The sequence below is a fragment of the Arthrobacter sp. Sr24 genome, assembly GCF_054511175.1.
In genome coordinates, this window is sequence record NZ_JBTNDB010000039.1 from 1 (window position 1) to 25,842 (window position 25,842).

Here is a 25,842-nt window from a genome sequence, read left to right on the forward strand (position 1 = left end):
GGTGGGCCGGACAAGTACCGGCCGGCCCGCCTTACTGAATGGACATATCGGATCAAAGGCACACTGAGGGCCAGTGAGCTTTAGAGTCACATCCAGGGGCGGAACGGCCAACACCCATCCTGCCAGCCAGTCCCAGACCAGCTACAAACAAGTCTCACAGTGAGCTTTGGTCGTTTAGATCGTTCTAAACGACCAAAGCTCACGGATGAACGCATGCGAGCGGGAGAAGTCGCTGCCACGCCTGGGGCTGTACACACAGTTGGGCCGCTGTCCCCACCACACAGTTGGGCCGCTGTCCCCACCACACATTTTGGTCGCTAACCCCACTTTTTTGCCGCTAACCAGCTGACCCTGAACCCGTGGACCGAACCCAGGAGCCGAACCCGGGAACAAAAACACTTGTTAAAAACACATAAGGCCCGGGATAACCCGGACCTTATGTGTTCAAGCCGCTAGGCCTAAAGAATATGCGGTTGCCCGCAAGTTTTCTTTAGAATTAGATAGCCTGGATGTTGACTGCCTGAGGACCCTTGGGACCCTGCTCAACATCGAAGGAAACCTTCTGGTTTTCTTCGAGGGAGCGGTAGCCCGAGGAGTTGATCGCGGAGTAGTGCGCGAAAACGTCCTGTGACTGGTCATCGGGAGAGATGAAGCCGAAGCCCTTTTCAGCGTTGAACCACTTGACGGTACCTGTTGCCATTATTTCTATTTCCTTCTGAAGTTGGAGATTCCGCCCGACCTTCGGGCCTCCGTGTACGGTGTAAGTCCGCTTCTCCAGAAAAGCGACGTCTTCCTCGAAAGGATGGCGTCGCTTCAACTACAAAAAACGCAACACTACAACTGCATCTAAGTATACATGTCTGTGGCGGTCGTGCCACTTTTTACTGAGAGGTGCATCACCCAATGTCTTTTCTAGTGAGAATGACGAGGAAAAATCGTTGAGTTTCCGGGGTTCTTGCTCAGAGAATTGCGATATGTCACTCAGTGTTTCCCAAATGTTTACCGGGCATGTTGCGTAATAGAGGGCCGAACATGGCACAGCGGCTCCAATTGATCACACATCCTCCTCTGAAGACTGCAATCCTCCACTGACCTAGAGCGGACGTATCGCGAATAGGCATCCCTGTAGCTAGGAACAAGAGTGACCGGCAAGAGGATGCAACGCCCCGGCGTCAACCGGCAGCAGCACCTTCCCGACCTACTGTTCTTGTAGAAGCTGTTGTTATAGAAGCTGTTCTTTTAGAGACCAACGCAATCTCCCCCTCCCCAGCTCCTCTCCATTACTGTCCCCCGGTCATCCCGGTGCGAATCCCTGCAGCGTTGACGCTTCTGAATCTTGAGATCGTTCGGGCGTGGCCGTAGCTGCGCCGCACGCAACTTGGCGAATCGTGCCAAGGGTCGGTCACCGGCGTCGAAGGTGTCCTTATATATATGCACGGCGCGATGCCAAGCGCGGCGGTGGCACCTGCGCTGACCTTGCCTGGGTCGCTGAGGTGCTCTTGGAGCGGAATGTTCAGCGACTACTCGTTGATGTCAGTTCGGGATGGCGGTTGATTGGTGACGAGGTGGGTGGGATAGCTGATTACGGAGGTGCTGCCGTGATGCCGGCGTCGTTGGCCGTCATGGGTGCAGGCTACGCCGCGAGTCAAGAGCGCAAGTGGACTTGAGAAGGGCCCGCTGCTTCGCTGGCCCGGGTCTCTTGAACTCTGATGCCTCGCCTGGAAAAGTAATCCGAGGCGTGGCCCTGGTGCCCGCCACCGGCGTAACTATCTGCCACGGTGCCGAGCGCTTCAAACAGGAAGTTTCTGCCACGTCGTTGCGCGCACCCCGGCAACGGTGACGGCATCATTTCCATAGGGGCCAAGTGCCGCGGTGATGCGAACATGGACCATCAGATCCCGGCGCCGCAGCTGTTCCGAAAGTAAGAGGCTAGGGAAAAATTCGGTGTCGAGGAGCACGCTCCTCGACACCGTCCCGCACGGGAGCTTGATGGGACTTTGGCCGGGTTCGGAAACTTGCCGGAACTTCTTCTGGGCAAGTGCCTGTGCAAAGGGCGGCACAGGGTGGGTAGCTTCGGAATCCACAAAGCAGATGCGGGCAGGAAAGAGTAATTACCTCGGGATTTGGGCACTTGCATGCCCTCGAGTAACCGGGAAAAGTGTGCAGCGGTGCGCGGTAACTGGGATGAGCTGACGCCGGCGCTGGCATCGTCCAAGGACAAGCGGGCGCCGGGCACGCATCGCTCGGATTCCCCGCTCCACGAAAGCCGAAAGCTATAGGCGGAGACGAGGCATTGCCGGACGGATCCGGCCGGCTAGGCTGAGCCCGAGGCGGCAGATCCAAGGATGGCGTTCTCTGGTCCCTTATGAATTCTGAAGTCCTCCATCCCGGCGCCGTCCCTGGAGCCCTCTTAACCGGGCCGATTTAGCAGGGCCCATCAAACGGCCGGGATTTCGATTTTAACTATTCTTTCAACTTCACTGGGCAGGTTGGGGTCCCCACTGTGCCTTGGGTGGATAACCCGGGGCTAATGGAGCCGCTCGGTGCAGGCCCTATCCAGGAACTCGGCCACCTCGCCCGGGCGAGACAGCAACGGAGCGTGACTTGAGGGAACCTCGGTCACCACAGCGCCCATTCTTTCGGCCATCTCGCGCTGCAGTGCAGGCGGGACTGCGTGATCCTCTGCCGAGACCCAGTAGTACGATGGCAGATCCAACCAAGCCGGCGGACCCACCTTCACGCGGTCCAGCCCGATCCGCACAAACCGTTGCGTGGCCGCCGCGACAACCACAGCGTCGGCGGGTGCGTCGGCTGCCATCACCTCTGCAAGGTGCTCCCTCTGTATATAGGTGTAATCGCCCGCAACCACCACGTGGGCTGGAATCAAACTACCGGGATATTTACGGGATAGTCCGCTCACCGATTCGCCTTCCGCCGGAGCAAAGGCCGCGATGTATGCCAGCGCCATTACGGAGGGAAGGCCGCGGGCAGCCTCCCCGATCACAGCCCCGCCGTAGGACCAACCAACTAAGAGAACGGGTCCCGAAACTGTGGCGATGGTGCGCTGGACGGAGGCAACGTCGTCGTCAAAGGAGTCGAGGGAAAGCTGGGCGGCGACGGGCTCATGGCCTAGGGCATGCAACTCTGTGATGACCTTGGACCAGCTTGAGCCGTCGGACCACAAACCATGCACTAAAACAATCGCTGCCATGCCAGCTCCTCGGAGTCCTGTCCTGCCTCTTCGAGCCATCTTAGAGCCCAGCACGGATCAGTTGATCTCCAAGGACCAGATCCGTGCAGTTATTGGAACCAAAACGGAGCAAGAGGAGCGCCTGAAATCTCCCCTCGCCTCATCGCAGCTATGTCGCGATGCTGGCCCCTCGAGGACCGAGGCCAGAGGCCCGAGGCCAGAAGCCAGAAGCCAGAGCGATTGTCAGCTCAATGAGTGGATGATCCGCTCCTTGAGCTTCGCCATCGACGAGACATTCTTCTCCACCACGCCCAACGATCGGTTGGGGTTCTTGGTCAACTTATCTTTACCAAAAATAGCGTCAGCTGAAGTGCCCCGGACGCATCCTCCACCGCACCGATGCCCAAACACCCACGGCCCCCTACCGTCCTGGCGCTGCCCGGACATGCATCCGTTCACCCTGCGGGCCAAAGAGCGTCAAAAACTCAACGCTCTCAGTCGTGGCGCGGCCAAACCAATGCGGCGTGCGGGTGTCGAACTCCGCGGCTTCGCCCTGCTTGAGGATGAAATCCTTCTCGCCCAAAACCAGTCGCAGCTGCCCCCGTAACACATAGAGCCACTCATATCCCTCGTGAATTTTGGGCTCCGGATGTTGCGTCTGGGTCCCGCCGGCCAGCACATGCTTGAACGCCTGCAACCCTCCTGTGCCCTTGCTCAAGGGGACGATCGTTTGCCCGAAGAGCTTCATGGGGCGCAGGTGAATCCGCGGATCCCCCGTTGCTGGCGCACCGACCAACTCGTCCAATGGCACCGCATGCGCCCGCGCCAGCGGCAGCAACAGTTCAAGATTTGGCCGGCGCTGACCGGACTCCAGGCGTGAGAGCGTACTGACAGATATCCCCGTAGTTTCCGCCAAGTCCGCCAACGTCTGCCCCCTTTGCACACGCAACGCCTTCAACCGCGGACCTACACCGGATAGCACTTCTTCGGTCTCTTTGCTCATGGCACCCAGTTTGCCATTCCAGCAACAAACATTGCCAGTACTGCACCCCCAGGCGCACGCTTGAAAGACCAAACAATCTCAGTAAAAGGCGGACATCATGCAAGACGTAATCATCATTGGCGGCGGAGCAGCCGGACTCAGCGCCGCTTTGCAACTGGGCCGTTCGCGCCGCGCCGTCACCGTCATCGACGCCGGACATCCCCGCAATGAAACCGCTGCGGGCGTGCACGGATTTCTCACGCGCGACGGCGTTTCGCCCCTTGAGCTGATCCGGCTGGGCCGCGCCGATCTTGAGCCCTATGACGTAAGCATCGTGGAGGGAACCGTGGTCGGCGCCGCAAAGGTGGATGACGGTTTCCAGATCACACTAGAGGACGGCAGCACCTTGGCCGCCAAGCGTATCCTCATCACTACCGGCGTGGTGGATATACTCCCAGATGTCCCCGGACTGGCAGAACGCTGGGGCAAGGATCTGGCTCACTGCCCCTACTGCCACGGCTGGGAAATCAAGGATCAGGCGATCGGCGTCATCGGCAGCGGAACCCTAGCCGTGCACCAAGCGCTTCTCTTCCGCCAATGGTCACCCAACATCACACTGTTCCTACACAGCGCACCCGAACCCACCGCCGTCGAACGCCAGCAGCTGGCCGCGCGCGGAATTCGCGTCATTGAGGGGACCGTGGCCCGGATTCACAGCGCGGACGACGCCGTCACATCAGTGGAGTTGGCAGACGGCACCTTTCATCCGGTCCAGGCCCTGACGGCGCAATCGCGAGTTGTTGCCCGGGCTCCGTTCCTCACCATGCTGGGCTTGGTCCCGGTATCAAGCGAGTTTAGTGAGCTGGTTGAGTCTGATGAAAACGGTGCTACGGCGGTGACCGGCGTGTGGGTCGCTGGCAATGTCACGGACATGCGCATCACGGTTCCGGCGGCAGCACTTGCCGGATCGTTTGCCGGCATGACCATCAATATGGACATGATGGCCGAAGAACTCTCAGAGGCCGTCGCAGCTCATGACGCTGCTGGCCTCGGAGCGGACTTGGACCTCGAACCCGAACCGGCCAGCTAGAGAGCTAGACAGCTGAGCAGCATCTAACCAGGTGGCGAGGAAAACCCCGGCGCGGTAGCCGTAGTTGGCCTCCAGCGTGTCAATCCCCAAAGGATCGTGACCGGTGAAAGCCCGCTCAAACACCAGCAATGCACTGTGGGCGGTGAGCAGGGCAAAGCCTGCGGCGGAGCGGCCCAGGAGCTACAACCAAAAACTGCAACCTCATGTCACCGGTTTCAATGCAGCGCCGATGCAGCGCTGGTTCCTGACAGGGCCTCGCCCGTCAGGTGAGGGGTGGGTTTGCCGCAGGAATCACGCAGCACCTCAATGATCATGGCGTCAGCCCTGTCCAACCACGTCCTGTTTTTGCCCACGGTGGCAGAGGGGATGAGGCTGCCGTCTTCGCGGATGCCCACCACCTCGTTAATGGCAAATTGATCTCGGCGCCGATGTCCATGGCGAGCACAGCTGCCCGCTTCCAAGGAAACGCCTACAACATCTATCCAATGCCACCCGGATCACCACAGGCGGTGACGCAGGGTACATGTATGTGAGTAACGCGTCCATAGTATTCGCTGACATTAAGTGCCACGGTGTCCCACACACATGCTGGTCTGAGTCGATACTGGTAGAACTAGAACATGACTGAGACTCCCAGCCTTCCTTCTGCCTCCGGCGATCGCGTGCGCCAAGAACGATCCCCGCTCACCGGAACTGTGGTTTCGCTCATCGCTTGGGCTGTTGTGGCCCTGCCAATCGTGCTGATGTCCCTCTTCATTTTTGCCGCGGTGATGGAGCCCTCCCAGGGCATGGCTGCTCCGGCCCGCGTTGCCCTGATCTTTGCGGGTGCGGCGTTACTGTTCTGCATGATCGCTACCCCGCACCTGCTGGGCCAGGCAGTGAGGTTCAAGGAGAAGGCCATGTGGAGGGCAGCCCTGATCACCGGTATTCCCACAGTCTGTGTGGTGCTGTACTTTGTGTTCCGCTGGCTGAGCAACCTCGGCTAATGCCGTCCTTGAAGAGCGGCCCACAAGACCCACAAGACCCACAGGAACAACAAATCCCCGCTGCGGCAACGGCCGCCACAGGAACTCAGACCAGAGGCAGTGTTCTCTGGGCCGTCATTCTCACCGTGGTGGGTTGGGTAGTGCTCCTACCCGGGGCTCTGGTCATCGGGGCCTTTGCCATGGTGGCCCTAGGCGTGAGCCCCGACGCCGGTGGCGGTCTAGATCCGACCGAGGGACTAAAGACCATATTGATAGTCGCCTCCGCCCTGTGCGCACCCGTCATTCTCGGTATCTCTGTGTACCGCAAGAGCGCCACCTGGGGGATCATCGGCGCATTTGCTGCGATTCCTGGCTTGTTTGGTCTCATCACCATCGCCTCGGCATAGCTGCCCACATCAGGTACTGGATCACCCTCACCGGCAGTCCGGCCGTGATCACTGCCGACTTCAGATACCCCGAGCACTTCACTTCCTTCAGCTATTAGCTCGCCGCGGGCACCCACGCGCAGCCCAGCCCGCATCCAGCCGGGCGTGCCAGAATGAGCTCATGCCCCGTCCTCACCGTGAGATCCCGTCCCAGCGCTTAGCCACGTCGGTGGCTCAGTCAGCCGTAGCCCCTAAGCCGCACCGTCCACCGTGGCTGGCCATTGCCATCACAGTTATTGGCTGGGCGATACTGGCCTATCCCGCGATTATTCTGGGCTTGCTCTCGTTCATCCTCATGACGGGGAGTACGGATTCCCCCTCCGCCGGACCGGGCATCACCTTGGGTGTTCTAGGTTTCCTGGTCACGCTGGTCATGCTCGCGTTTCCGTTCCTGCTCGGTTTCGCTGTCAAAGCACGACGCCGGTCACTCTGGATAGGCGCCTGTGTCACCGGTGTTGTGACTCTCGGTGCGCTAATTTACCTCGCCGTGGAGTGGTTTATCCCGCTGGGATCTCTGTAGCGGCTTCCGGCTGCACAGTTGAGACCTCTACGCCGGCCTCGTGCCTGATAAAGGTAACCTGCTCCGGGTCCAGACGATTGCGCATGACCGCGATAGATTCGGGGTTTTGGTCCACCATGACAAAGCGGCGTTCCAGTTCCAGCGCCGCTGCGCCGGTGGTCCCGCTGCCGCCGAAGAAGTCCAGCACCCAATCCCCGCGTTCGGTGCTCGCCTGAATGATGCGGCGCAGAATCCCGAGTGGTTTCTGGGTGGGGTAGCCGGTCTTTTCACGTCCCATGGGTGAGACGATCGTATGCCACCATGTGTCGGTGGGCAGCTTGCCCAGGGCCACTTTTTCGGGCGTGACCAGACCAGGGGCCATATAGGGTTCACGGTCTACTTCGGTGCTGTTGAAGTAGTACGTTTTCGGGTTTTTGACGTAGACCAAGATGTTGTCGTGCTTGGCTGGCCACTTCTTTTTCGAACGTGCGCCGTAGTCGTAGGCCCAGATGATTTCGTTGAGGAAGCATTCGCGCCCAAAGAGCGCATCCAACAGGACCTTGGCGTAGTGGACCTCGCGGTAATCAAGGTGGAGGTAGAGGGTGCCGTCATCTTTGAGTAGACGCCAAGCCTCTTCGAGACGGGGTTCCAGGAACTCCCAGTAGTCACCGAACGAATCGTTGTAGCTAAGCGTGAGGCCTTTGATGGTCTCATAGCTGCGGCCTTGAAAGCCGACGCGGGATCCGGTTTCGCTGCGGACATTTGTCATGTTGTTGCGGGCTTGAACTTTGCCCGTATTGAACGGCGGATCAATGTAGATCAACCGGAAGCTCTCATCGGGCAAGGTACGCAGGAAGGAGAGGTTGTCACCCTCAGCAACCAGGTTTCCACCATCTTCGTGCCAGGCACCGGCAGGTTCTATCGCCGAGGCAGGGCTCAGGGTGGAATCGCTCGCGTCGCTTGTCATGCATCAAGGCTAACCGGGCGTGTGGAATGCGGCGAAACGTGGGTGCATTCGTTCACACTTATGCCATGCGCCACTGCAGTCTTGAAGAATCAGGACTAGGGTCGAAGGATGGCATCACACCCCGAAAAAGATCTGCCCGTGCTATCAACTACCCAAGAACGTGTTGGCTTTGTCCAAGTCCGCGGGGCCAGCGAGAACAACCTCAAGAACGTAGATGTGGATGTTCCGCGGGACTCGATCGTGGCGTTTACCGGCATATCTGGAAGCGGCAAGTCATCCTTGGCTTTTGGCACCATCTTCGCTGAAGCCCAACGCCGTTACTTTGAGTCGGTGGCACCCTACGCCCGGCGACTCATTCAACAGGGCAACACCCCGCATGTGGAATCCATCTCGGGACTTCCTCCAGCAGTCGCTATGCAGCAGCGGCGAGGTACACCAAGTACACGCTCCTCAGTGGGAACCGTGACTACGCTGTCTAACTCGCTGCGCATGCTTTTCTCCCGAGCGGGCGACTATCCCGATGGCGCCGGCATTCTTTACTCCGATTCGTTTTCTCCCAACACCGTGGCTGGCGCTTGCCCGGTGTGCCACGGACTGGGCACAGCTCATACCGTCACGGAGGAGTTGTTGGTACCCGATCCCAGCCTCAGTATTCGAGAAGGAGCTATCGCGGCCTGGCCCAAAGCTTGGCAAGGAAAGAACCTCCGGGACATCCTCGCCCACCTCGGCTACGACATAGATGTTCCCTGGAAAAAGCTCCCCAAAAAGGAGCGCGACTGGATCCTGTTTACCGAGGAGCAGCCCGTCGTGGAGGTGACGCCGCAACGAGATCGAGTGGCGAAACCATACAAGGGAAAGTTCTGGAGCGCCCGCAGCCACGTCTTGCACACGTTAGCTGATTCAAAGAGCGGACCCATGCGCGAGAAAGCTCTGGCGTTCATGCACTCCGGCCCTTGCCCGGAATGCGGCGGCAGTGGGTTGAAGCCTGAGGCACTGGCGGTCACCGTGGGCGGCCGGACCATCTCGGAGATGAATGCTTTGCCGTTGACGGACCTCGCCTCGGCTCTAGAGACTTTGCGGACCGGCCCTGGTGGAGAGGATGGCAGCCGCAAGGCAGTTGCTGCGGCAATAGCCTCGGATCTGTGTCACCGCATTGAAGTCCTCTTGACTTTGGGCTTGGGATATTTGAGCTTAGGACGCAGCACGCCCACCCTCTCCCCCGGCGAGATGCAGCGGTTACGCATAGCCACGCAATTGAGAGCTGGGCTGTTCGGTGTCATTTATGTTTTGGATGAACCATCCGCGGGCCTACATCCCGCCGATGCTGAACCGCTGCTGGAAGTTCTGGAACAGCTCAAATCCTCCGGAAACACCGTATTCATTGTTGAGCACAACATGGACATGGTGCGCCGCGCCGACTGGTTGGTAGACGTTGGTCCTCTCGCCGGGGAACGGGGCGGACGCGTGGTCTACAGCGGTCCGGTGCAGGGCATCGCAGACGTTGAAGAGTCAGTGACGCGTCCCTTCCTCACCGGGGAGGCTTCGCCGTCCGCTTCTCCGTTGTCCGACTCCAGCACTTCTCCACAGGAACGCCGTGCCGTTCATAAGTGGATGGAAATTCAGGACATCACCATCCACAATCTCGAAAGTGTTGATGCCCGGGTTCCCGCCGGTGTCCTCACGGCTATCACCGGCGTCTCCGGTTCTGGCAAGTCAACACTGTTACAGGTTCTGGGCAGGATGGCAGGCGCTGAGAAAACCTCAGATGGTCCTGGCGATGAGAAAACAGCGGACGCTGAGCTGGATCCCAGTGAGCTGACCATAGCGAGCACCACTGGATTTGAAGGTATTGACCGCGTGGTCCAAGTAGACCAGAAGCCTATCGGCCGGACGCCGCGATCAAATCTGGCCACTTATACAGGGATGTTCGACGCCGTCAGGCGTGAGTTCGCTGCCACCCCAGCGGCTAAAGCCAAGGGATTCACGGCAGCCAGGTTCTCATTCAATGTTGCTGGCGGACGCTGTGAAACGTGCTTAGGAGAGGGATCGGTGGCAGTAGAGCTGCTGTTTCTACCTGGCAGTTACGGTCCCTGCCCCGACTGCCACGGATCTCGGTTCAATGAAGAAACTCTCACGGTCCGTTATCGAGGGAAGACCATTGACGATGTATTGAAAATGACCGTGGATGCTGCGGTTGAAGTGCTCGCCGATATCCCGGCGGCCGTTCGCAGTTTGGAAACGCTGCGTGAAGTGGGGCTTGGCTATATTCGTCTGGGCCAACCTGCCACTGAGCTCTCCGGCGGCGAAGCGCAGAGGGTGAAGTTAGCATCCGAGTTACAGCGGGCCAGGCGTGGCCACACCTTGTATCTATTGGATGAACCCACCACGGGGCTTCATCCAGCCGATGTACAGTTGCTCCTCCACCAGCTCAACCGTCTGGTTGACGCAGGGAACACAGTGATTCTGGTTGAGCACACCATGGATGTGGTAGCCACCGCTGATTGGGTGATTGATCTGGGCCCCTCCGGCGGAACTGCTGGCGGTCGCATCATGGCCAGCGGAACTCCGGAAGATGTTGCCGCTGCCAAGAACAGCCGCACTGCTCCCTACTTGGCCACAGCTTTGACCAAGTAAAGGCCAGCCACGAAAGGCGTCAGCCCCTGCTCGCTTAATAGAAGCGAGCAGGGGCAACAATCGCTTGTTTAGAGCGCACCCTTGAAGATGGCCGACTTATCGGTAATGAAGTTGGGGCCGTCAACTTCCACGCGGACAGCGCCGGCATCTGCCGCTGTAATGCCGGCGCCGAACTTCATGGTCTGGGTCTCGCCCGGCAAGATGGTGCTGAGCAAGCCGCCGCCGATGTTGTTCTCCATGTCGGTCACGGAATCCACCTGGGTGTTCTTCTCACCAACAGTGACCTTGGGCATGGACATGAGTGCAGCTTCGAGGTCTTCCTGGCTGCCGTTCATGATGGTCAACTCAAAAACAGCAGCCTGACCTTCAACGGCACCGTACGCGTACTGGCTCACCGGCTGGAGACCAAGCGAGGTCACCGTAACCTTCACGCCACTCTCGTAGGTGACCGTGCCACCCATTGCGGCAGAACGGTCCGCCAGCTTTTCTGCAACCTTTGCAGCGGGCTTCTCAGCCTGGTTGACTGCTGAATCAGCGCCAGCCACGCTATCGACGGTCGGAGCTGCACTGGAACAACCGGCCAACAAAAGTGCCGCCAATGGCAAGGCAACTAAGAGCTTCTCCATGATTTTCCCTACGAGTGATGATGAAAAACCAGCAGGACCATTGAGAACGGTTCCGCAACCGAATCCAAGCTGGACTGGGCCTATTCACAACGTACGGGCAGGGTCTGACAAAGTAGCTCGCAGGGTGTCCGCTGCTGACTATTGTCAGCCGCGCAGCACGTCCTTCGTGGCGTGGTTATAGTGAAAAGTCACGGGTCCGCCATCATGTGCAAACTCGTGGTTGGCACCGTCCAACAGGCCAAAGGCACCATAGTTCTCATCCCAGTTGCCATTCAGCACAGCCTTGTAGCTGTATTGCCCGGCAGGGAGCTCGGCCGACAGCTGCCAAACGCCGGCAGTAGAGTCCAACTGCATCTGGACGTTGGAGTGGCTGGGATCCCAGTTCGCCGCACCGAGTGCCTCGCCAAAGGTCCCGGCCAGGGCAACTGCCGACGGTTGCTCCGCCAGTACGACGCCGGACTCCTCCGTCTGTTCCACTACAGCAGCTTTGGCGGAGGTAGCTTTGGTGGTCGGCTTTTTGGCAGCCGCTTTCTTTGCCGGGGCCTTAGCCGCAGGCGTGTCAACAGGCTTTTCCGGCAGCGGAGTGCCAGCGGGAATCAAAGTACCGTTCTTCAGAGCATCCGCGAGCAAGTCAACAGTGTTAAAGGCAACCGTTGCGCGCAGTCCGTTATCCGTGATCTCCCAGCCGCTGCGGCCCTTGGACATCCAGCCGGCTTTGACTAGGTCTGCCGTGGCCTTGGTCAGATTCTTATGTCCGCGGGGAATCCCGCCAGAGAGGAGCTCAGCCTCTTCCTTGGTGAAGGGAACACGGGCTACGGCCTCAGCCAGAACCACTCCCCCATTGGGCTTCTCATCCAGCCACGATCCGGCTGCCATGATGTCTAGCACTTCTTTAAGCCGACGGTTGGTGTTGTTACGAATGGGCACAGTGGTCCTCCTGTAGAAGCGGGTACCTTTCAACTGTGGCACGGGGAGAAGTTACGCGACAGTAGATGACGTGGCAACACCTTGCGCGCAAGTCGTCGCCTTTCGCTGAAGCGTCGCGAAGAGGTCTCCACATAACACATCCACTGCCTGTCTCCGCTTTTCAACACATACTCTTGAGCTTTGTCGCGCAGGCACCTTCTGATCCCTCACTCCGCTCACGTTCATTTTCTGGAAAAGTCCCATCACCGACAATTGCAGAAAAAGGAAATTTGACTTGTCACTTTCGCTAACCGGCATACTACGAATGTAACGACACGGAAACTACGAGCACCGAATCGGTCTTTTTGCATTTCGGATGTAGTTTATGATTCATGAGGAAAGCATGGAGCGAAGCCGAGACATCCGTACTCTTGGACGCCTATTTTGCGATGCTCAACTTAGAGCTTAAAGGCAGCTCCTACTCCAAAATCGGACACAATCGAACGGTGCAGCAGCAAACGGGGCGCAGCAAGGGCTCCATCGAGTTCAAATTCTGCAACGTCAGTCATGTTCTTGCCGAGGCCGGCCACGCCTATATCAATGGGTACAAGCCTAGAAGCCATGTGCAGGAATCCCTTAGAAGTGCTTCTCTGGCATACATCTCAGCAGAAGTATCGTCGCGAGACGCGGGACCCCCTACCAGAAGACAATCGTCCGTACCGTTGATAGTATCCAAATCAAGTAACGGCCAAGACCGGGTACCGCCGATCATTGAAAGAGCCAGCACCGTGGAAAAAACACTATTGCCCGACTCGCACTCGTTGTGGAGTTTCGTAACGAATATGTGGGACAGAGCCACGGGTGGAACTGACGTCGCAGCACGGCCGGATCATGCCATCGACGATGTGTGGCCCGTAGCTAGCCGCCCGCCGGGAGTGGAGGAGGCGATCACATGGCTGCGAGACGAGTCTAACGCCGCCTCCATACCCAGATTCCTTTTCCTGGTAGGCGGCCCAGGTGCGGGAAAGTCGCACGCCACTGCCCGAGCCATTCATGGGCTGGACCTAGACCGTGAAGTTGACGATGGCTTGGCAAATCGGATCTATCAGTTTCATGGACCAAGTAGAGACTTGACCGTCGTCAACGACGCAACGATCAGCGGCGACAACGACACTGCCCCACTGGCAGCAGACATTGATCTCGTCATGACTAATAACGAAGGCACACAACACAAGACCGATTTCATGGCATGCGTCAATCGAGGCATCTTGATTGAAGAAATAAGTGCACTGAACAAGAGTTCGACGGAATGCCTTGCCGGTGAAGCCGTCATTCGATGGCTGAGTGATGGCACGATTCATCAAGACTCATCCGGCTGGGAGATTACACCAAAGTCAGACAAAAGATTCGTCCGTTCCGCCTGGCTGCGCAAATACAACGATCTAGAAGCCTATGTAGTCGCAGTATTTGTCGATGAATGTTCGCTCTTCGAAGTTCGCCCCGACACCAAAATAGCCCATGACGCCTCCATTGAAGCCACTAAATATTCAATTCATTCGATTACGGACCGTCCTAAAATCGTGGATTCAACCATGCCGGCGGGTGATCTGCTTATGAGTATCGTAAAAACCATCACAGCCGCACAATCCCCGAGCAACGATCACAACCCCAACATTGTGGATCCCATAGCTGCCAACCTAGAAACACTGTCTTCACCCACTGCTCGATCTTCCTTCCTGACTATCGCACGTTCTTCAGAACTGATGAATTCATCACGAATGACATTTCGTGAATTATGGGGACTATTCTCGCGAGCATTCGTGGGCAATGCACCCAGCACAATGACTCGAGATAAGTTAATTGATTTTATTCTTGAAAATCAGCCAACAGGCATGGACGCGCTTTTGGATTTCCAACGTCTTCGAAAACTCTCTGAGCTACGCATCAATCAGGGAATTTTTGGAGCAGGCGAAGAAATTCTCCCCGGTGTTGATTCCTCTCGCGATCCTGTTCTGCGCTATACGGTCAAAGTCGACCCCATCCGTGACGCCCTACCTGGCCGTCTCCCACATGATGTCAACTCCGGCTGGACAACCCCCATCTCAGACGCCTTCGCAGCTCACTCCAGCGAGGGGACGCCACTTGAACTTCTACTCCGGAGCGCTCCGGACGAACAGTTCAAAAGCGTTGTTACTGCGTTTGACAAAAGAGTAGACCAGGCGTACAAGAATGCCCTTGAAGAAAAGCAAATCAAAGATACGGATCGAATAGCACTAATTTCATGGTATAGCGCATATCTCCACAGGCTTTATGCTCTGGCTTATGGAATATTCGCTTTCCGCAAGGAAATAGCCACTCTCGTGCAGATCCACAAGCAAATACCCCACTTGCCTGACCATATTCAACTTCCAATGCAAACGCTCCTCCGCCCCAGACGGAATCCGGACGATGCGATAAACGAATCGCTACTTCCGCTTTTCGACAGCAGGACTGACCCCATTACAGGTAGGCAGTCCGAGCCTAAACTTGCCGTCAGGGTCGATCCACTGGACCTAAAAACTGTCGCCACGCAAGGTGAGCAGACCACCCTCACTTTTCAAAAGGGTAGCCAGTCCATGGGACGGATGACACTCGATTTTGCCCTCGTCCGAGAGGCCCTTGCCTGCGTGGCTGACAGGGCGGGAGTCACGAATCTTGTTGACATTGCTGCACCACGACTAGAACGAATCCGAGCCTCCCGCCTGCTCTCCAAGCGACTGTCGGATGCTGAGATAAGGATCGTCGACGGACAAAGCGGGCACCAAATTTCTCAGAAGACAGGTGCTGATTCATGACCCGGAGCAAGATGAAACCAGAGACATTGCTCCTGCCCCTGAAACGTCCTGAATACTATTCAGTTCCTGAGGCGCTGCTTTCCTCTCTGGCTTGGAAGGCATACGAACGCATAAGCCCAGAGAAAGTCATAGGAAGAGGTGTTGACGACCACAGCAACAACTCAGCATCGGCGAAAAAGCCCGCAGGTTACATGTTCCACGCCACTCCTCGAAACGTCACGTCACTGAGCTTGCGGACCACTCGTCCGCAAGGAGACGCGGCCAGTAGCTTGGGGCGGCGCCTCAAGGAATCGGGCGGGTGGTCTACCGAAGCTACTGACAAGACACTGGGAGATGCCGTAGCTTCGAGCATTCTAGGTATCCGCATAGAGAAGACCGGAAATCAGCCCGCGAGCCCCCTGAGTCCAGCTCTAGCACTTTTGCAGGATCCGAAGGGAATACTGGTCAAGGCTGGGCCTCCAGACTTTGGAGACATCATCGAGTCCATGTATGCGCTGGGGCATCGATCCTTGCCAGAGTCGACTGCCACTGATCGATGGCTCACCTCAACGAAGGTTCGGCTAAAGAACGATCCGCTGCTAGCCGCGATCGATGATGCGGTCATGGGCACCTTGCTGGAGAATTCTGTCAGGCTACGTCAGTCGCACCCAGAGCTGACCAACGTGGATCAATGGCTCGGTAAGTTTCCCGGAACACCGTTTGAATGGTTCGCAGAATCTTGGACTGCCCTGACGTCAGACGCTTGGGTTTCAGCACTACCGTCCCGAGTTTGGGTTGACTGGGCGACCACAGTCCTTCGTCTGGGTGTGGGACTGGGGTTCCTTTGGGAAAATGCGTGGTACGAGACAATCGGGGCAGCTATCGTGCAAAACAAGGTGCCAGATTCGTTCGAGGAACTCGTCGAATCGGTGCCAAGTCCGCTGCCCTGGCAGTCAAGTAGTTGCACCATTTCTGTACGAGATGTCGGGTCCGAAATCAAGTGGCGGATAACTCGCGGCGAGAAGGTTCGCCAGTTCTTGGATAAAGAAATAAGAGCCTTCAGAAAAGACTCCAACGTACAAGATATTGATGCCATTGAATTTCTGAGAATCTTGGTGGGCAATCGAGGTGAGCTCAAGAGCATACTGGATGACAAGACGCAGGCGGGAAAAGCCGTGTGGGAAACCGTGAAATACGGGCTGCAAGTCAGAGAGCAGAGCGGCCCATTCACCGACTACTACGGGCTACTAAAGACTCGGAGCCGTAACTACTTGGTCGTGGAGCCTGGCACGGAATGGATAGCAGTCGTTGCCAGCCTTGCCTGTGGGATCCCTGATGGCCGATGCAATGTCGGAACTGTTTTGGGGAATCTTTCTCGGATGGGAATGAGACCTGAACAAACCGAAGTTATCGAATTGCTGGAACAGGCAGGTCTAGCACGTGGCAGTGCCGACGCAGACCATGCTGTCATCGTTGAAAGTGCATTCTAAGGACATCTATGGATTCTTCACTTAGCTCCCTCCTCGGACAAGCGCTTGCTCAGGCACCTGGACTTACGCATGTTCATTTGCCCGACGGCATCAGCCGTTCCATGGCCGTCGACATCGTCGTTGCCGCGAATTCCTTTAGCCCCTCAACACCACAGTTTGCTTTCTTACTGTCGTCAGAGCCCGTACCCAACACCGTTGCCAACTGTCCAGTCGTAAGCGCCAAGGAGTCGATCAGGTACCGCCAAGGAAATCACTTGGCGGTCGTAGTTGGCCGGCAACCAGATCTGTCGTCATTCATTCAGGTCTTCCGTCAGATATTCGGGCAGAGTTATCCCGACGCCGCTGCTGGCCTTGTCGCCCTCGAAAGGCTAGCCAATCTTGCTGTTCAAAGACTTTATCGACTTGTGCAAGTAACACCCTCGAACGATGAATTTGTTGCGAGTACTACCGTTGTCCAGAGCTGCTTGCATCTGTTACAACGAATACATATGGCCGAAGCTGACAATATTCGAACTTGGAACTCGGCATGGTTCGACCATGCAGATCTTGGACTGATAAATATCGGTAACGTTCTCAACCGTCTTAGGGAAGAGGGTACTCCCTTATCTCTGAGGAAATTCCTAGAAAAATATGCTCATGCCTGTTTCGGTTTGCCGCGCCCTGCCTCCGCAAAGGGAAATCTGGTCCAAAAACCGGCTGCCGGGGCAACACTAAACGCGGCCTTACAGGACTATTGGTCAGATTCCGAGAAGTTTGGTACCACATCACGGCGATTGGACACCCCGGAGGGGCTACCCGACGCCCAAGAACACCCGCTAGCACTCCTAGACCCGATCGGTCTGAACGAGTCTATAAGCGAAAAAAACGATGCTTGGCTTGGACTGACCTCGTTTATAGGTGAAAACAAGGATTTTCTCCACGCATATTCTCATCTCACAGACGACGAATTCACCGATCCGGGTGGTTTGAGAAAAAAGAATCAAAGGCTGGCTCTGTTCGACGCCAACGGCCTCAGCATGACTGCCGACGATGCAGGTCCAGAGTCTCCCTTCCTGATTCCATTGCCGAGCGGCGGATTGGAACAACGACGAACCGTAACGTCAGATATGCTCGAACTCCGAGTGCCTCTGGAAATACCCGATCACCTCAACGACGTACAACTAGGTGATACATCCATGATTACCGTAAATGTCTCGCCGGCGGGGACTTTCTCATGGACATTGTCGCATTTTAAACTGAATAAAAATAGTATCAGTCTGTATGGACGCATAAACAGAAAAATGGGCAGCGGATCCAACGCCATCCCGTATAAAGGTGGTTCATTATCAGTCGAAGTGGCGCCATCAAGCAACATTGCAGCTTTCGTAAGCCCACAGCTATTTTCTCAATTTCATTCTTTTCAGAATATATCTCCCTACTTAGTGGTGGCTGCTTGTGGAGCCAAAGGCAAAATTTTCTCTCCAAAGTATCTTGGCCCACTCGAAAATCAGGATGGGACAATCGAATTTGCTGAAGAGCTAAAATCACAGATTCGCGGATATCTAATCATGGTTTGGAATCCGGATACGCAGAGCCAAACTGAACTCGACGGAACGCCACTGAGTTCGTCTCTATTCTCCCCACATCTGTACCTATCGCCCTTCACGCCGAGCGGTGACAGCGAAATCATTGCAGGCGACTCGATATTTAGGTTGCGCCCTGTCGCTGCAGGCGAAGGACAACAGTCGGCACTTCTTGCGGCTGCGCTCAAACAACAAGTCCAACCAAACAGGCCTGGTCCAGAAACGGAAAATTCGGTCCGTGGGCGAGCTGAGCAATACTTTGGCACGTTGCTCAGCCAGAATTCTGCGGATCTATTCTCTGCTTTGGGCCATGTAGTGATGCCCACGGATTGGCAATCAGATTTTGACGACTTGCGGCCTCAGGACGATGGCACGATCCTGATGGCGACACAGGCCCGACACGCATTGGCCCGACAGGGATATATCAGCTTTGAACACAACGAATTTACCAAAGGCGCGGAGGCCACCCGACTCCGCGAAGCCCTGAAGTCACTCAATCTAGAGAAAATGATGTCTCGATCCGATCACGGCTCGGGGCCCAAGTTCGAATGGCCTTCCCGTACTTCGTTCCGCAGTCTATGGGAAACGGAACAGTTGGAGGAGTACCTTTCTGCCTACGTGGCACTCATAAAAGCCGCTCGTCAAACGGGCGAAGATGAACTCGTTTTTTGGGCCAGCTATCCAATGTCCATCAGCATCTGGGATGTCACAACTTCACATGGTTGTCAGGGAGTACTGCTGAGCCCACTCCACCCGCTTAGGCTTGCCTGGCTGGCCGGTGTTGAATCCACCCTATTTGAAGCCACAAACGCCGTCAGTCTCATGGGGTCAATTGAAGGATGGAATCTGCCGCTGACAGGTCCGGGAGAATCCTCCAGCCGAAAGATGATTGCCGTTCCGAGTGACTCCGGTGATGGTCAGCTGTTTTTGGGATGGTCCATGTTGGTTCCAGCAGGCAGTTCGGAGGCAAGACAGATCTCTTCACCTCGCCTGATCGGAACGATGACTGCCCCGGGGACTGCCATAAGCGGTCTTAACTCGATGGCCGTAAACTCAGCAATGCGGTCCTTCCGCAAGATGCATCCCCACGTTTCTACATTGACGATTGACCTCCACTCAAGCAAGATTCAGGGTCGTATTCAAGAAATCGACTCGGCAATCCTGCGCATTGCAGAAGAATGGGGCGGCTCGGGGACAGATGGCCTGCCAGGCGGGCTTCGCGTCTATGATTCAGCACTCCGCGAAGGACATGTTCCCCGGGACGAGGTAACTCGAATTGTAAGGAACAATAAGGACCTTCTCTTGACCTGGTCACGCTATTCGCCTGACCCGCAGGCGAATCAGACGTGTAATATTCGGTTCCTCCAAAGTACGGGCACGGCCATACGGGTTTCAGATGGCGAAAGTAGAACCGGTGCCATCGGTCACATTCCACTTCGACGCTTTGCAACAAGCTCAGGCACCCCTGACCGCCGGCGGTTGAGTACGAGTGAACCTGGCATCGAATTGGATATGGGATGGCGTCCGTATACGCGAGCTCTAGCTGCTATAGAGAGCAGTGCGGGCGGGCCAAAGATTCAAGCCGGCATGCAGAAGACAGACATCGACGATGTAACTTCTGACTGGACTGTTTTCGGCGAATCGTTTCTTAGCCCAGCTGTAATGGCCGAGTTAATGGACGGGGAGAGTACAGGATCCAGGATGCTTTGGGAGTGGCGTCCTCCGGTATTCGAAAAGAAAATCGGAGCTGGTGTTCCTTTAATAGAAAAGCGCCCATTCATCTCAGTCGCTCGAGTGCCATCCTCTTTCGGCGACCAGCTGTCACAGCTGCTGATCAAGGCAACCGACGGTAATTCAGATGACTCACTGAAGAAAACGGTCATGTCCACCTTGGGTAGCCGTGGCGTCGGATTGTCCTCATTAATATCGATGGGTGGGACGCATGTGGCGGGGGCACTCGGCTTCTACCTCTCGCTTGCTCTCTTGGATCGCGTGAGTGACGACAACACCAACAGACTTGTAATGCCAATCGACGCCGCTGACTACTTCTTGAGAGTCCTCGCGGATGAATCTGAACACGGCAGGGACCTGCGCCGAGCCGATCTGCTTTACATCGAACTATCTGACGACGAAATACTCATCTCACCAGTGGAAATAAAGTCCTACGGTCTCAAGGCTGCCACCGAAACGACGACCAGACTACCAAAACCGGGATCGGCCGCTCTGGACGAATCATTAGAACAGCTCAAAGCAAGTTATGAACTTTTGAAGAAAATCGAAAAGCAGTCCACGACAGTCATGGGCAGCGATGCAGTATTGTGGCGCAATAGCCTTGCCACATTGATTGAAACTGCCTCTCGTTTGAGTCCAAATACAATGGGCAATGAAAAGCAACTTGCTCAACGGATTTCCAGGGTTCTTGCCGGTCATGTTCGTGTTGCCGCCGGTCGACCAATGCTAAATTATTTCCAACATGGTCTTTCTGACACGGGGAATGACCAATACTACATAGGCGCTGTCGGCACCCCCGACTTCAACGCCGAAGGCCTTATTGCCCGGACAGGAGCAGTCTTTGCTGCTCTGAATGAGGACGATTCTCAACTAGTCTCCGATTGGTCGAAGTTCATAATTTCACCCACGCCCGAACTGCACTTAGACGCGATCAAAACTGAGTGCCTACCCCCTCGAATAGACTTCCCCTCGGGGACGCCGCCCAAATCACATGTTCCTGACGCTACATCGGTTGCCGATAATTCGCGGACCGATCTTCAGCCTGACCTCGGCGCATCAACGACCGATCACTCCACCATTCTTAATGGGCAATCTCATAATTTGCAGGATCAGTCGATCCTCCACGACGGAATTCGTCTCACAGTAGGACGTGTGATTGATTCGCTGGGAAGCGCCCCTGTAGATTTCTGGCCGAGCAATACTCAACTCAATCAACTCAACATTGGAATCGTCGGTGACTTAGGTACCGGAAAGACCGAGTTGATTAAGTCATTGGTTTCAGGAATTAGGAAACAGGCACTAGACGTACAGTCTTCCGTTCCAGCTTCCATGCTTGTGCTTGACTACAAGGGAGATTTCCAGGGGAAAGAATTCTTGGAGGATGTTGGTGGAATCGTACTGCAACCACACAACATACCCATTAATATCTTCCTACCGGAAACAGGTGAATACTCACGGAAGCCCTACCAGCAAGCCGCTGCCTTCGTTGACACGCTGACACGTATCTATAGCGGTGTGGGACCGGTTCAGGCTCGTAATTTGAACAGTGCTATCAGGGAGCTGTTCGCGGAGAATCAGGGCCATCCTCCGACTCTGGCTGCGGTTCACGCACGGTATGAATCAATGATTGCAGGCTCGGACTCCGTCCTGTCGATTCTCGACTCATTCGTATACGGTGAAATCTTCAGCAGTAACAGTGAGAGTCTCATACCTTTTTCTAATCTTCTCGACGGCAAGGTGGTCGTTGTGGCTCTGGACAAACTGGGTCAGGACCAACGTGCAAAGAACGCCCTAGTCGCCTTCTTCTTGAACATCTACTACGACCACATGCTTCGGTCAGGAACCATGGACTTTCAGGGATCGGAGCCGCAGTTAAGATTCGTGCGATCGTACCTTCTAGTTGATGAAGCAGTGAACATCATGCGGTACGACTTTGAAGTACTCATGAATCTGATGCTTCAGGGCCGGCAGTTTGGAGTGGGAATAATGCTTGCTTCGCAATATCTCTCTCATTTCCGTGAAGGAAAGGTCAATCATGGGCAGCCACTGCGAACATGGTTCATCCACAAGGTTCCAAGCGTCTCACTTCGTGAGCTCGAGGCTCTGGGTATGCCCGGGCTACAGGAAAACGTAGTCAAACGCATCCCAGATCTGGGACTACACGAGGTCCTGTACAAGTCGTTTGGGTGGGATGACGGCTGGTTCGTCCGGGTTACCCCCTACTACGAACTCTAGCGTGTTCCAGGGTGTAATATGAAGGCTTCTGTCCTTCTCCTGGACATGAAGCTATGTCGCCTGTCAGAATGTGAAGATGCTAGTAGATATGTTCGACCGATGAAGTTTGTCGACCTCTTTTCTGGGTGTGGCGGCCTGTCACTTGGTATAGAGCGATCAGGGTTTGAATTGGTTGCGGCAGTGGAAAAGTCAGACATGGCCGCCAGAACCTATTACCACAACTACATCGCTAATGCCAAGAGTGCCGCCGTATGGGACAACCATCTCAACTTAAGCCTGAGCCAGCAGGCTGAACGTAGAGTGATCACCCATGAGCTTGCTCAGGTTTTGGAAAACGACGGAGTGATGGAGAGCTTCACAACACGAGGTATTGACGTCGTCGTTGGCGGACCACCATGTCAGGGTTTCTCCATGGCTGGGCGACGCCAAAAGGATGACATACGGAACCGTCTTGCCTGGGAGTACCTAAAGTTTGTCGAGCGCGTAAAACCACGTGCCGTCGTTATTGAGAATGTCGTCGGCATGAGTCGCAGTTTCGTCCCTGGAGAAGAGTCGTCGTTCTCACAGTTACAGCAGGCGCTGGCCAAGATCGGACCAAAGTACGTCGTTCAGGCAGTTCACGTAAACGCCATGCACTACGGCGCGCCCCAGCATCGGCCCAGACTCATGCTGATCGCCCTCCGTAAAGACGTTGCTGACGATCTGAAAGTAAAGGCATCAACGACAATTTGGAAGTCAGGCTTCATCGATGAGTTGGATCAATCACAAATCCCTCATCTAGCTCCGTCCCCGACAGTTAACTCCAACTCAGTATTTACTATTCGTGATGCCATTTCTGATTTGAAAGACTGGGGAGGTTCAAGTTCCGGCAAAAATACAACCTATATAAAGAACTTGTCCATCTCAGAGTCTGTCGTCAACAATGGCGCCCAGCGAACTGGGCAAAAAGAAATGAATCAAACACCTAGAGCACACTCAGACCGTGTTGTAACACGGTTTTCATTCTATCGCATGCTCCTCGAAAAAAACATGGATCAACGACTATTCGCAACTATGGCAAGTGATCCGGCAAACGCTCGTCAAGTTGCCAAAGAATGGCTCAAAGATGTTGTGGTTCCAGTGACTCTTGAAGTTTCACATAGACCAAAAAAATTGAAGGAATTTGCGTCCCTGGACGATCTAATCGAATTAGCAGTCAGCATTGCCACAAAGAAGCACAGTCAAAAAGCTCTCTCCGCTGATTTGCCTGCCCGAACAGTGGTGACTTTGCCAGACGATTACGTTCACCCAAATGCGTCGCGAATATTCACAGTTCGTGAGCTAGCCAGAATCCAAGGATTCCCTGACAATTTTGAATTTGTTGGCAAGGAAACTACGGGGGCCTCACGTCGTAAATTCGAGGTGCCCCAATACACACAAGTTGGCAACGCTGTCTCGCCTTGGCAATCGATTGCCGTTGGCAAGCTGCTTAAAAGCTGGCTCGCTAAACATGATGCATTCATTGGGGCCATCCGCGACTAGACCGGAGTCGAAAATCACTCTAGATTATTGGGCCGAACGTTGCCTCAATGATCTCCGCGAGCTGCATAGCCATCTTCTTATCAAGCTGTATTGTTTGGCTAACTTTCGGTTCGGACTGTCTCGAGTCAGATCCATATGTTGCCAAATGAATCAGTTTTCCTAGTTCCGCTGATTCAACTACTTGCACAGTTGCGTCCACCATAGATTTATGCGGACTTACATTCGACGATCCCTGCGTAATACTGCGAATGACTGCCAATCGTTCCCCCATCCGGTTGTTTGCTGTCTTCGACAATCGTCGTCCCCCTACGGTAGTACGCTACCGGCTAGAACTAAGTAACTGCCCATTAGAGGATCCTTGAGTCTTTCGTCATATTCTCTGCAGCGATCTCAGGAAGCTTAGACTTGCACTATGCCGGTAATGGCTTCGCCCCTCTCTGATTTGCCTCCGCCAAAGCTGAGAGGAAGCCACGATGCGCCTGATCCCTCCCGCCCCTGACTTCACCGAGGGCCCGCTTGCCGTGAAAGCGGTCTGGGATGTTCTACTGGCCGATCGGGTCTCCCCGATGACGTCGTGTTGGCGCATTCCGTTCAGTTGCGGCACGGCCGGGCCGAGCATGAGATAGACATTTTAGTCCTGTGGCCAGATGTCGGAATTGCAGTCATCGAGGTGAAGGGCGGACTAGTCACCAATGAGAACGGGCGGTGGTTCCCGTCGGGTGAACCGGACGGTAGGCATAAACTTCAGGATCCCCAGGCCCAATCGCAGGGCTCCGCACATGCATTGAAAAACTGGCTGTCCGACCAGATGGGCTCACTTTTGACCAACCGCTTCGTTTATATGACAGCCTTCCCTATTCGGCTATGTCGCTGGAATGGGTCGAATCAGGCAGCCAACGGGCCATCTTCCTGGATCAGGAAGATCTAAAACATCCGGCCGCAAGTATCCGCCACTCAATCGAGTCGGAAGTCGGCGGAACCGTACCGTTGGCTACGCGATTCATGGAAAGATTCCTTCCCCACCTCGAGGGGAACCTCGACCAGCCTGCAGGTGATGCATGGGGCCACGAGGAAGACGAGGACCTCAGGGCTCTTGACATAGCGATTTAGTGGGTGTTCGACTTCGTTGGATTGACGGGGTTTTCATGTTGGCCCTGGCTGTTAATTTCCGCCCTTTTGTGAGATAATAAAGGCGTGATGATTATTGGCGCGGGTGGGTGAAACAATGGTTTCAATGACCACCCAGACTGACTTTCCCGTACTGGCCGACCTCGGCGCCACGCTCATTGGCGATCGTGCTGCACTGATGGAGAACACCGCTGGTGGCAAGGTCTTCATCAATGGCCAGCTGGCCTTTGTCTGGGAGCCGGGGCAGGACGGAATCCGCCGTTTCGCAGCTTCCCAGCTCGTGGATACAGGGGTAGCCCAGGTCAATGAAGTTGCTGCCGGTTTCGGCATCAATACCGAGTCGCTGAGGCGTTGGCGTAAGTCCCTTGAAAACACCGGATTGATGGGACTCGCTCCGGTGAAGAAGGGGCCCAAGCGTCCCTCGCTGCTCACGCAGGAGAAGGCAGCAGAAATTCGTGCTCATCGTGCCGGTGGGGCGAGCCTGCGAGCAACCGCGGCAGCGACAGGGGTCTCTACTGACACGGTCCGGCGCGCCATGGCCATGACCGAAACTCCACTGGATCAGGCCGCCACGACTGATCCTGGCGCCGTGGTTGAAAAGTCACCCGCCCAGCAGGAATTACCACTCACACCTGCCCCGATGGATCGTGCCAGTGAGCGGGCTGCGGCCAGGGCGGGGCTGCTGCAATCCGCTGCCCCGTTCTTTGCCCCTGCCACCGGTGCCCGGCATGCCGGCTTGTTTCTGGCCATTCCTGCTCTGGAAGCCACCGGCCTGCTGACCTGTGCGAAGGACGTGTACGGTGCGCTGCCGGACGGGTTCTACGGGCTGGAAACCGTCCTGATCGATGCGGTGTTGCGTGCGTTGGCAGGAGAATCCCGGGCCGAGGGAGCGACCCGCTTTGACCCGGTAGAGCTGGGGCGGGTGTTGGGCATGGATCGGGCCCCGGAAGTAAAGACCATCCGCCGCAAGATCAACCAACTTGCCCAAAGGAGCAAAGCTGGTGAGTTGATTGCCGCCATGGCAAAAAACCATCTAGCCGGCACTGGTCCTGGTGGT

The 25,842-nt window shown here is 55.8% G+C and carries 21 protein-coding genes; 13 read left to right on the forward strand and 8 right to left on the reverse strand.

Features of this window, described 5'->3' with window-relative positions:
- Positions 1 to 496: 496 nt before the first annotated feature.
- Complete coding sequence (locus ACX80D_RS16925; RefSeq protein WP_038467205.1) at positions 497 to 700, reverse strand: cold-shock protein; 204 nt, start codon at positions 698 to 700, stop codon at positions 497 to 499.
- A gap of 688 nt (positions 701 to 1,388) precedes the next feature.
- Between ACX80D_RS16925 and ACX80D_RS16930 the strand changes: the two genes are divergently transcribed.
- The gene (locus ACX80D_RS16930; RefSeq protein WP_459324038.1) at positions 1,389 to 1,667 is read left to right on the forward strand and encodes a hypothetical protein; all 279 of its coding nucleotides are present in this window, start codon (positions 1,389 to 1,391) and stop codon (positions 1,665 to 1,667) included.
- A 123-nt stretch (positions 1,668 to 1,790) separates the two neighbouring features.
- Here ACX80D_RS16930 and ACX80D_RS16935 read toward each other — a convergent pair whose 3' ends face one another.
- The 3 genes from ACX80D_RS16935 to ACX80D_RS16945 form a co-directional block, all read right to left on the reverse strand.
- Entirely contained in the window at positions 1,791 to 2,084 is a 294-nt protein-coding gene (locus tag ACX80D_RS16935; RefSeq protein WP_459324039.1) for a hypothetical protein, read from the reverse strand.
- A 443-nt stretch (positions 2,085 to 2,527) separates the two neighbouring features.
- Complete coding sequence (locus ACX80D_RS16940; protein WP_459324040.1) at positions 2,528 to 3,211, reverse strand: alpha/beta fold hydrolase; 684 nt, start codon at positions 3,209 to 3,211, stop codon at positions 2,528 to 2,530.
- A gap of 400 nt (positions 3,212 to 3,611) precedes the next feature.
- Positions 3,612 to 4,193, reverse strand: coding sequence for a helix-turn-helix domain-containing protein (locus tag ACX80D_RS16945; protein WP_459324041.1), 582 nt, complete (start codon positions 4,191 to 4,193; stop codon positions 3,612 to 3,614).
- Between the two features lie 97 nt (positions 4,194 to 4,290).
- Between ACX80D_RS16945 and ACX80D_RS16950 the strand changes: the two genes are divergently transcribed.
- The gene (locus ACX80D_RS16950; RefSeq protein WP_459324042.1) at positions 4,291 to 5,262 is read left to right on the forward strand and encodes an NAD(P)/FAD-dependent oxidoreductase; all 972 of its coding nucleotides are present in this window, start codon (positions 4,291 to 4,293) and stop codon (positions 5,260 to 5,262) included.
- 215 nt (positions 5,263 to 5,477) lie between these two features.
- Here the strand turns inward: ACX80D_RS16950 and ACX80D_RS16955 are convergent, their stop codons facing one another.
- Positions 5,478 to 5,723: a hypothetical protein gene (locus ACX80D_RS16955; protein ID WP_459324043.1), complete on the reverse strand. Its 246-nt coding sequence runs from the start codon at positions 5,721 to 5,723 to the stop codon at positions 5,478 to 5,480.
- A 159-nt stretch (positions 5,724 to 5,882) separates the two neighbouring features.
- On the opposite strand from ACX80D_RS16955, the gene ACX80D_RS16960 reads away from it, so the two are divergent.
- The 3 genes from ACX80D_RS16960 to ACX80D_RS16970 all read left to right on the forward strand — a co-directional run bounded on the left by ACX80D_RS16960 (position 5,883) and on the right by ACX80D_RS16970 (position 7,193).
- A complete protein-coding gene (locus ACX80D_RS16960; protein WP_459324044.1) occupies positions 5,883 to 6,248 on the forward strand; it encodes a hypothetical protein in 366 nt (121 codons plus the stop codon).
- On the forward strand, positions 6,248 to 6,634 hold the full coding sequence (locus tag ACX80D_RS16965) for a hypothetical protein (RefSeq protein ID WP_459324045.1): 387 nt from the start codon (positions 6,248 to 6,250) through the stop codon (positions 6,632 to 6,634). The genes ACX80D_RS16960 and ACX80D_RS16965 overlap by 1 nt, the downstream gene beginning before the upstream one ends.
- 160 nt (positions 6,635 to 6,794) lie before the next feature.
- Positions 6,795 to 7,193, forward strand: coding sequence for a hypothetical protein (locus ACX80D_RS16970; RefSeq protein WP_459324046.1), 399 nt, complete (start codon positions 6,795 to 6,797; stop codon positions 7,191 to 7,193).
- On the opposite strand, the gene ACX80D_RS16975 is transcribed toward ACX80D_RS16970, so the two are convergent.
- The gene (locus ACX80D_RS16975) at positions 7,171 to 8,139 is read right to left on the reverse strand and encodes a DNA-methyltransferase (RefSeq protein ID WP_459324047.1); all 969 of its coding nucleotides are present in this window, start codon (positions 8,137 to 8,139) and stop codon (positions 7,171 to 7,173) included. The genes ACX80D_RS16970 and ACX80D_RS16975 overlap by 23 nt on opposite strands.
- Before the next feature lie 108 nt (positions 8,140 to 8,247).
- Here ACX80D_RS16975 and ACX80D_RS16980 point away from each other — a divergent pair, with 108 nt between their 5' ends.
- On the forward strand, positions 8,248 to 10,773 hold the full coding sequence (locus ACX80D_RS16980) for an excinuclease ABC subunit UvrA (protein ID WP_459324048.1): 2,526 nt from the start codon (positions 8,248 to 8,250) through the stop codon (positions 10,771 to 10,773).
- A gap of 68 nt (positions 10,774 to 10,841) precedes the next feature.
- Here ACX80D_RS16980 and ACX80D_RS16985 read toward each other — a convergent pair whose 3' ends face one another.
- Positions 10,842 to 11,399: a hypothetical protein gene (locus tag ACX80D_RS16985; RefSeq protein WP_459324049.1), complete on the reverse strand. Its 558-nt coding sequence runs from the start codon at positions 11,397 to 11,399 to the stop codon at positions 10,842 to 10,844.
- Between the two features lie 144 nt (positions 11,400 to 11,543).
- Positions 11,544 to 12,368 carry a pullulanase X25 domain-containing protein gene (locus ACX80D_RS16990; protein ID WP_459324050.1) on the reverse strand — a complete coding sequence of 275 codons (825 nt, stop codon included), beginning with the start codon at positions 12,366 to 12,368 and terminating at the stop codon, positions 11,544 to 11,546.
- Between the two features lie 329 nt (positions 12,369 to 12,697).
- On the opposite strand from ACX80D_RS16990, the gene ACX80D_RS16995 reads away from it, so the two are divergent.
- The 7 genes from ACX80D_RS16995 to ACX80D_RS17025 form a co-directional block, all read left to right on the forward strand.
- Positions 12,698 to 15,139: a hypothetical protein gene (locus tag ACX80D_RS16995; RefSeq protein WP_459324051.1), complete on the forward strand. Its 2,442-nt coding sequence runs from the start codon at positions 12,698 to 12,700 to the stop codon at positions 15,137 to 15,139.
- A gap of 269 nt (positions 15,140 to 15,408) precedes the next feature.
- Positions 15,409 to 16,608, forward strand: a complete 1,200-nt coding sequence (locus ACX80D_RS17000) for a hypothetical protein (protein ID WP_459324052.1) — start codon at positions 15,409 to 15,411, stop codon at positions 16,606 to 16,608.
- An 8-nt stretch (positions 16,609 to 16,616) separates the two neighbouring features.
- Positions 16,617 to 22,136 carry an ATP-binding protein gene (locus ACX80D_RS17005; protein WP_459324053.1) on the forward strand — a complete coding sequence of 1,840 codons (5,520 nt, stop codon included), beginning with the start codon at positions 16,617 to 16,619 and terminating at the stop codon, positions 22,134 to 22,136.
- A 99-nt stretch (positions 22,137 to 22,235) separates the two neighbouring features.
- Positions 22,236 to 23,657: a DNA cytosine methyltransferase gene (locus ACX80D_RS17010; RefSeq protein ID WP_459324054.1), complete on the forward strand. Its 1,422-nt coding sequence runs from the start codon at positions 22,236 to 22,238 to the stop codon at positions 23,655 to 23,657.
- 532 nt (positions 23,658 to 24,189) lie between these two features.
- Positions 24,190 to 24,585: a nuclease-related domain-containing protein gene (locus tag ACX80D_RS17015; protein ID WP_459324057.1), complete on the forward strand. Its 396-nt coding sequence runs from the start codon at positions 24,190 to 24,192 to the stop codon at positions 24,583 to 24,585.
- Entirely contained in the window at positions 24,522 to 24,767 is a 246-nt protein-coding gene (locus ACX80D_RS17020) for a hypothetical protein (protein ID WP_459324055.1), read from the forward strand. Before ACX80D_RS17015 ends, ACX80D_RS17020 begins: the two co-directional genes overlap by 64 nt.
- A gap of 124 nt (positions 24,768 to 24,891) precedes the next feature.
- A partial coding sequence (locus ACX80D_RS17025) for a putative transposase (RefSeq protein WP_459324056.1) occupies positions 24,892 to 25,842 on the forward strand: 951 nt, incomplete at its 3' end.

What these genes read in the sequence shown, in the direction of transcription:
- ACX80D_RS16925 (WP_038467205.1), bottom strand. Translation starts at nt 700, where the DNA reads ATGGCAACAGGTACCGTCAAGTGGTTCAACGCTGAAAAGGGCTTCGGC.
- ACX80D_RS16940 (WP_459324040.1), bottom strand. Translation starts at nt 3,211, where the DNA reads ATGGCAGCGATTGTTTTAGTGCATGGTTTGTGGTCCGACGGCTCAAGC.
- ACX80D_RS16945 (WP_459324041.1), bottom strand. Translation starts at nt 4,193, where the DNA reads ATGAGCAAAGAGACCGAAGAAGTGCTATCCGGTGTAGGTCCGCGGTTG.
- ACX80D_RS16950 (WP_459324042.1), top strand. Translation starts at nt 4,291, where the DNA reads ATGCAAGACGTAATCATCATTGGCGGCGGAGCAGCCGGACTCAGCGCC.
- ACX80D_RS16960 (WP_459324044.1), top strand. Translation starts at nt 5,883, where the DNA reads ATGACTGAGACTCCCAGCCTTCCTTCTGCCTCCGGCGATCGCGTGCGC.
- ACX80D_RS16965 (WP_459324045.1), top strand. Translation starts at nt 6,248, where the DNA reads ATGCCGTCCTTGAAGAGCGGCCCACAAGACCCACAAGACCCACAGGAA.
- ACX80D_RS16970 (WP_459324046.1), top strand. Translation starts at nt 6,795, where the DNA reads ATGCCCCGTCCTCACCGTGAGATCCCGTCCCAGCGCTTAGCCACGTCG.
- ACX80D_RS16975 (WP_459324047.1), bottom strand. Translation starts at nt 8,139, where the DNA reads ATGACAAGCGACGCGAGCGATTCCACCCTGAGCCCTGCCTCGGCGATA.
- ACX80D_RS16980 (WP_459324048.1), top strand. Translation starts at nt 8,248, where the DNA reads ATGGCATCACACCCCGAAAAAGATCTGCCCGTGCTATCAACTACCCAA.
- ACX80D_RS16985 (WP_459324049.1), bottom strand. Translation starts at nt 11,399, where the DNA reads ATGGAGAAGCTCTTAGTTGCCTTGCCATTGGCGGCACTTTTGTTGGCC.
- ACX80D_RS16995 (WP_459324051.1), top strand. Translation starts at nt 12,698, where the DNA reads ATGAGGAAAGCATGGAGCGAAGCCGAGACATCCGTACTCTTGGACGCC.
- ACX80D_RS17005 (WP_459324053.1), top strand. Translation starts at nt 16,617, where the DNA reads ATGGATTCTTCACTTAGCTCCCTCCTCGGACAAGCGCTTGCTCAGGCA.
- ACX80D_RS17010 (WP_459324054.1), top strand. Translation starts at nt 22,236, where the DNA reads ATGAAGTTTGTCGACCTCTTTTCTGGGTGTGGCGGCCTGTCACTTGGT.
- ACX80D_RS17020 (WP_459324055.1), top strand. Translation starts at nt 24,522, where the DNA reads ATGTCGCTGGAATGGGTCGAATCAGGCAGCCAACGGGCCATCTTCCTG.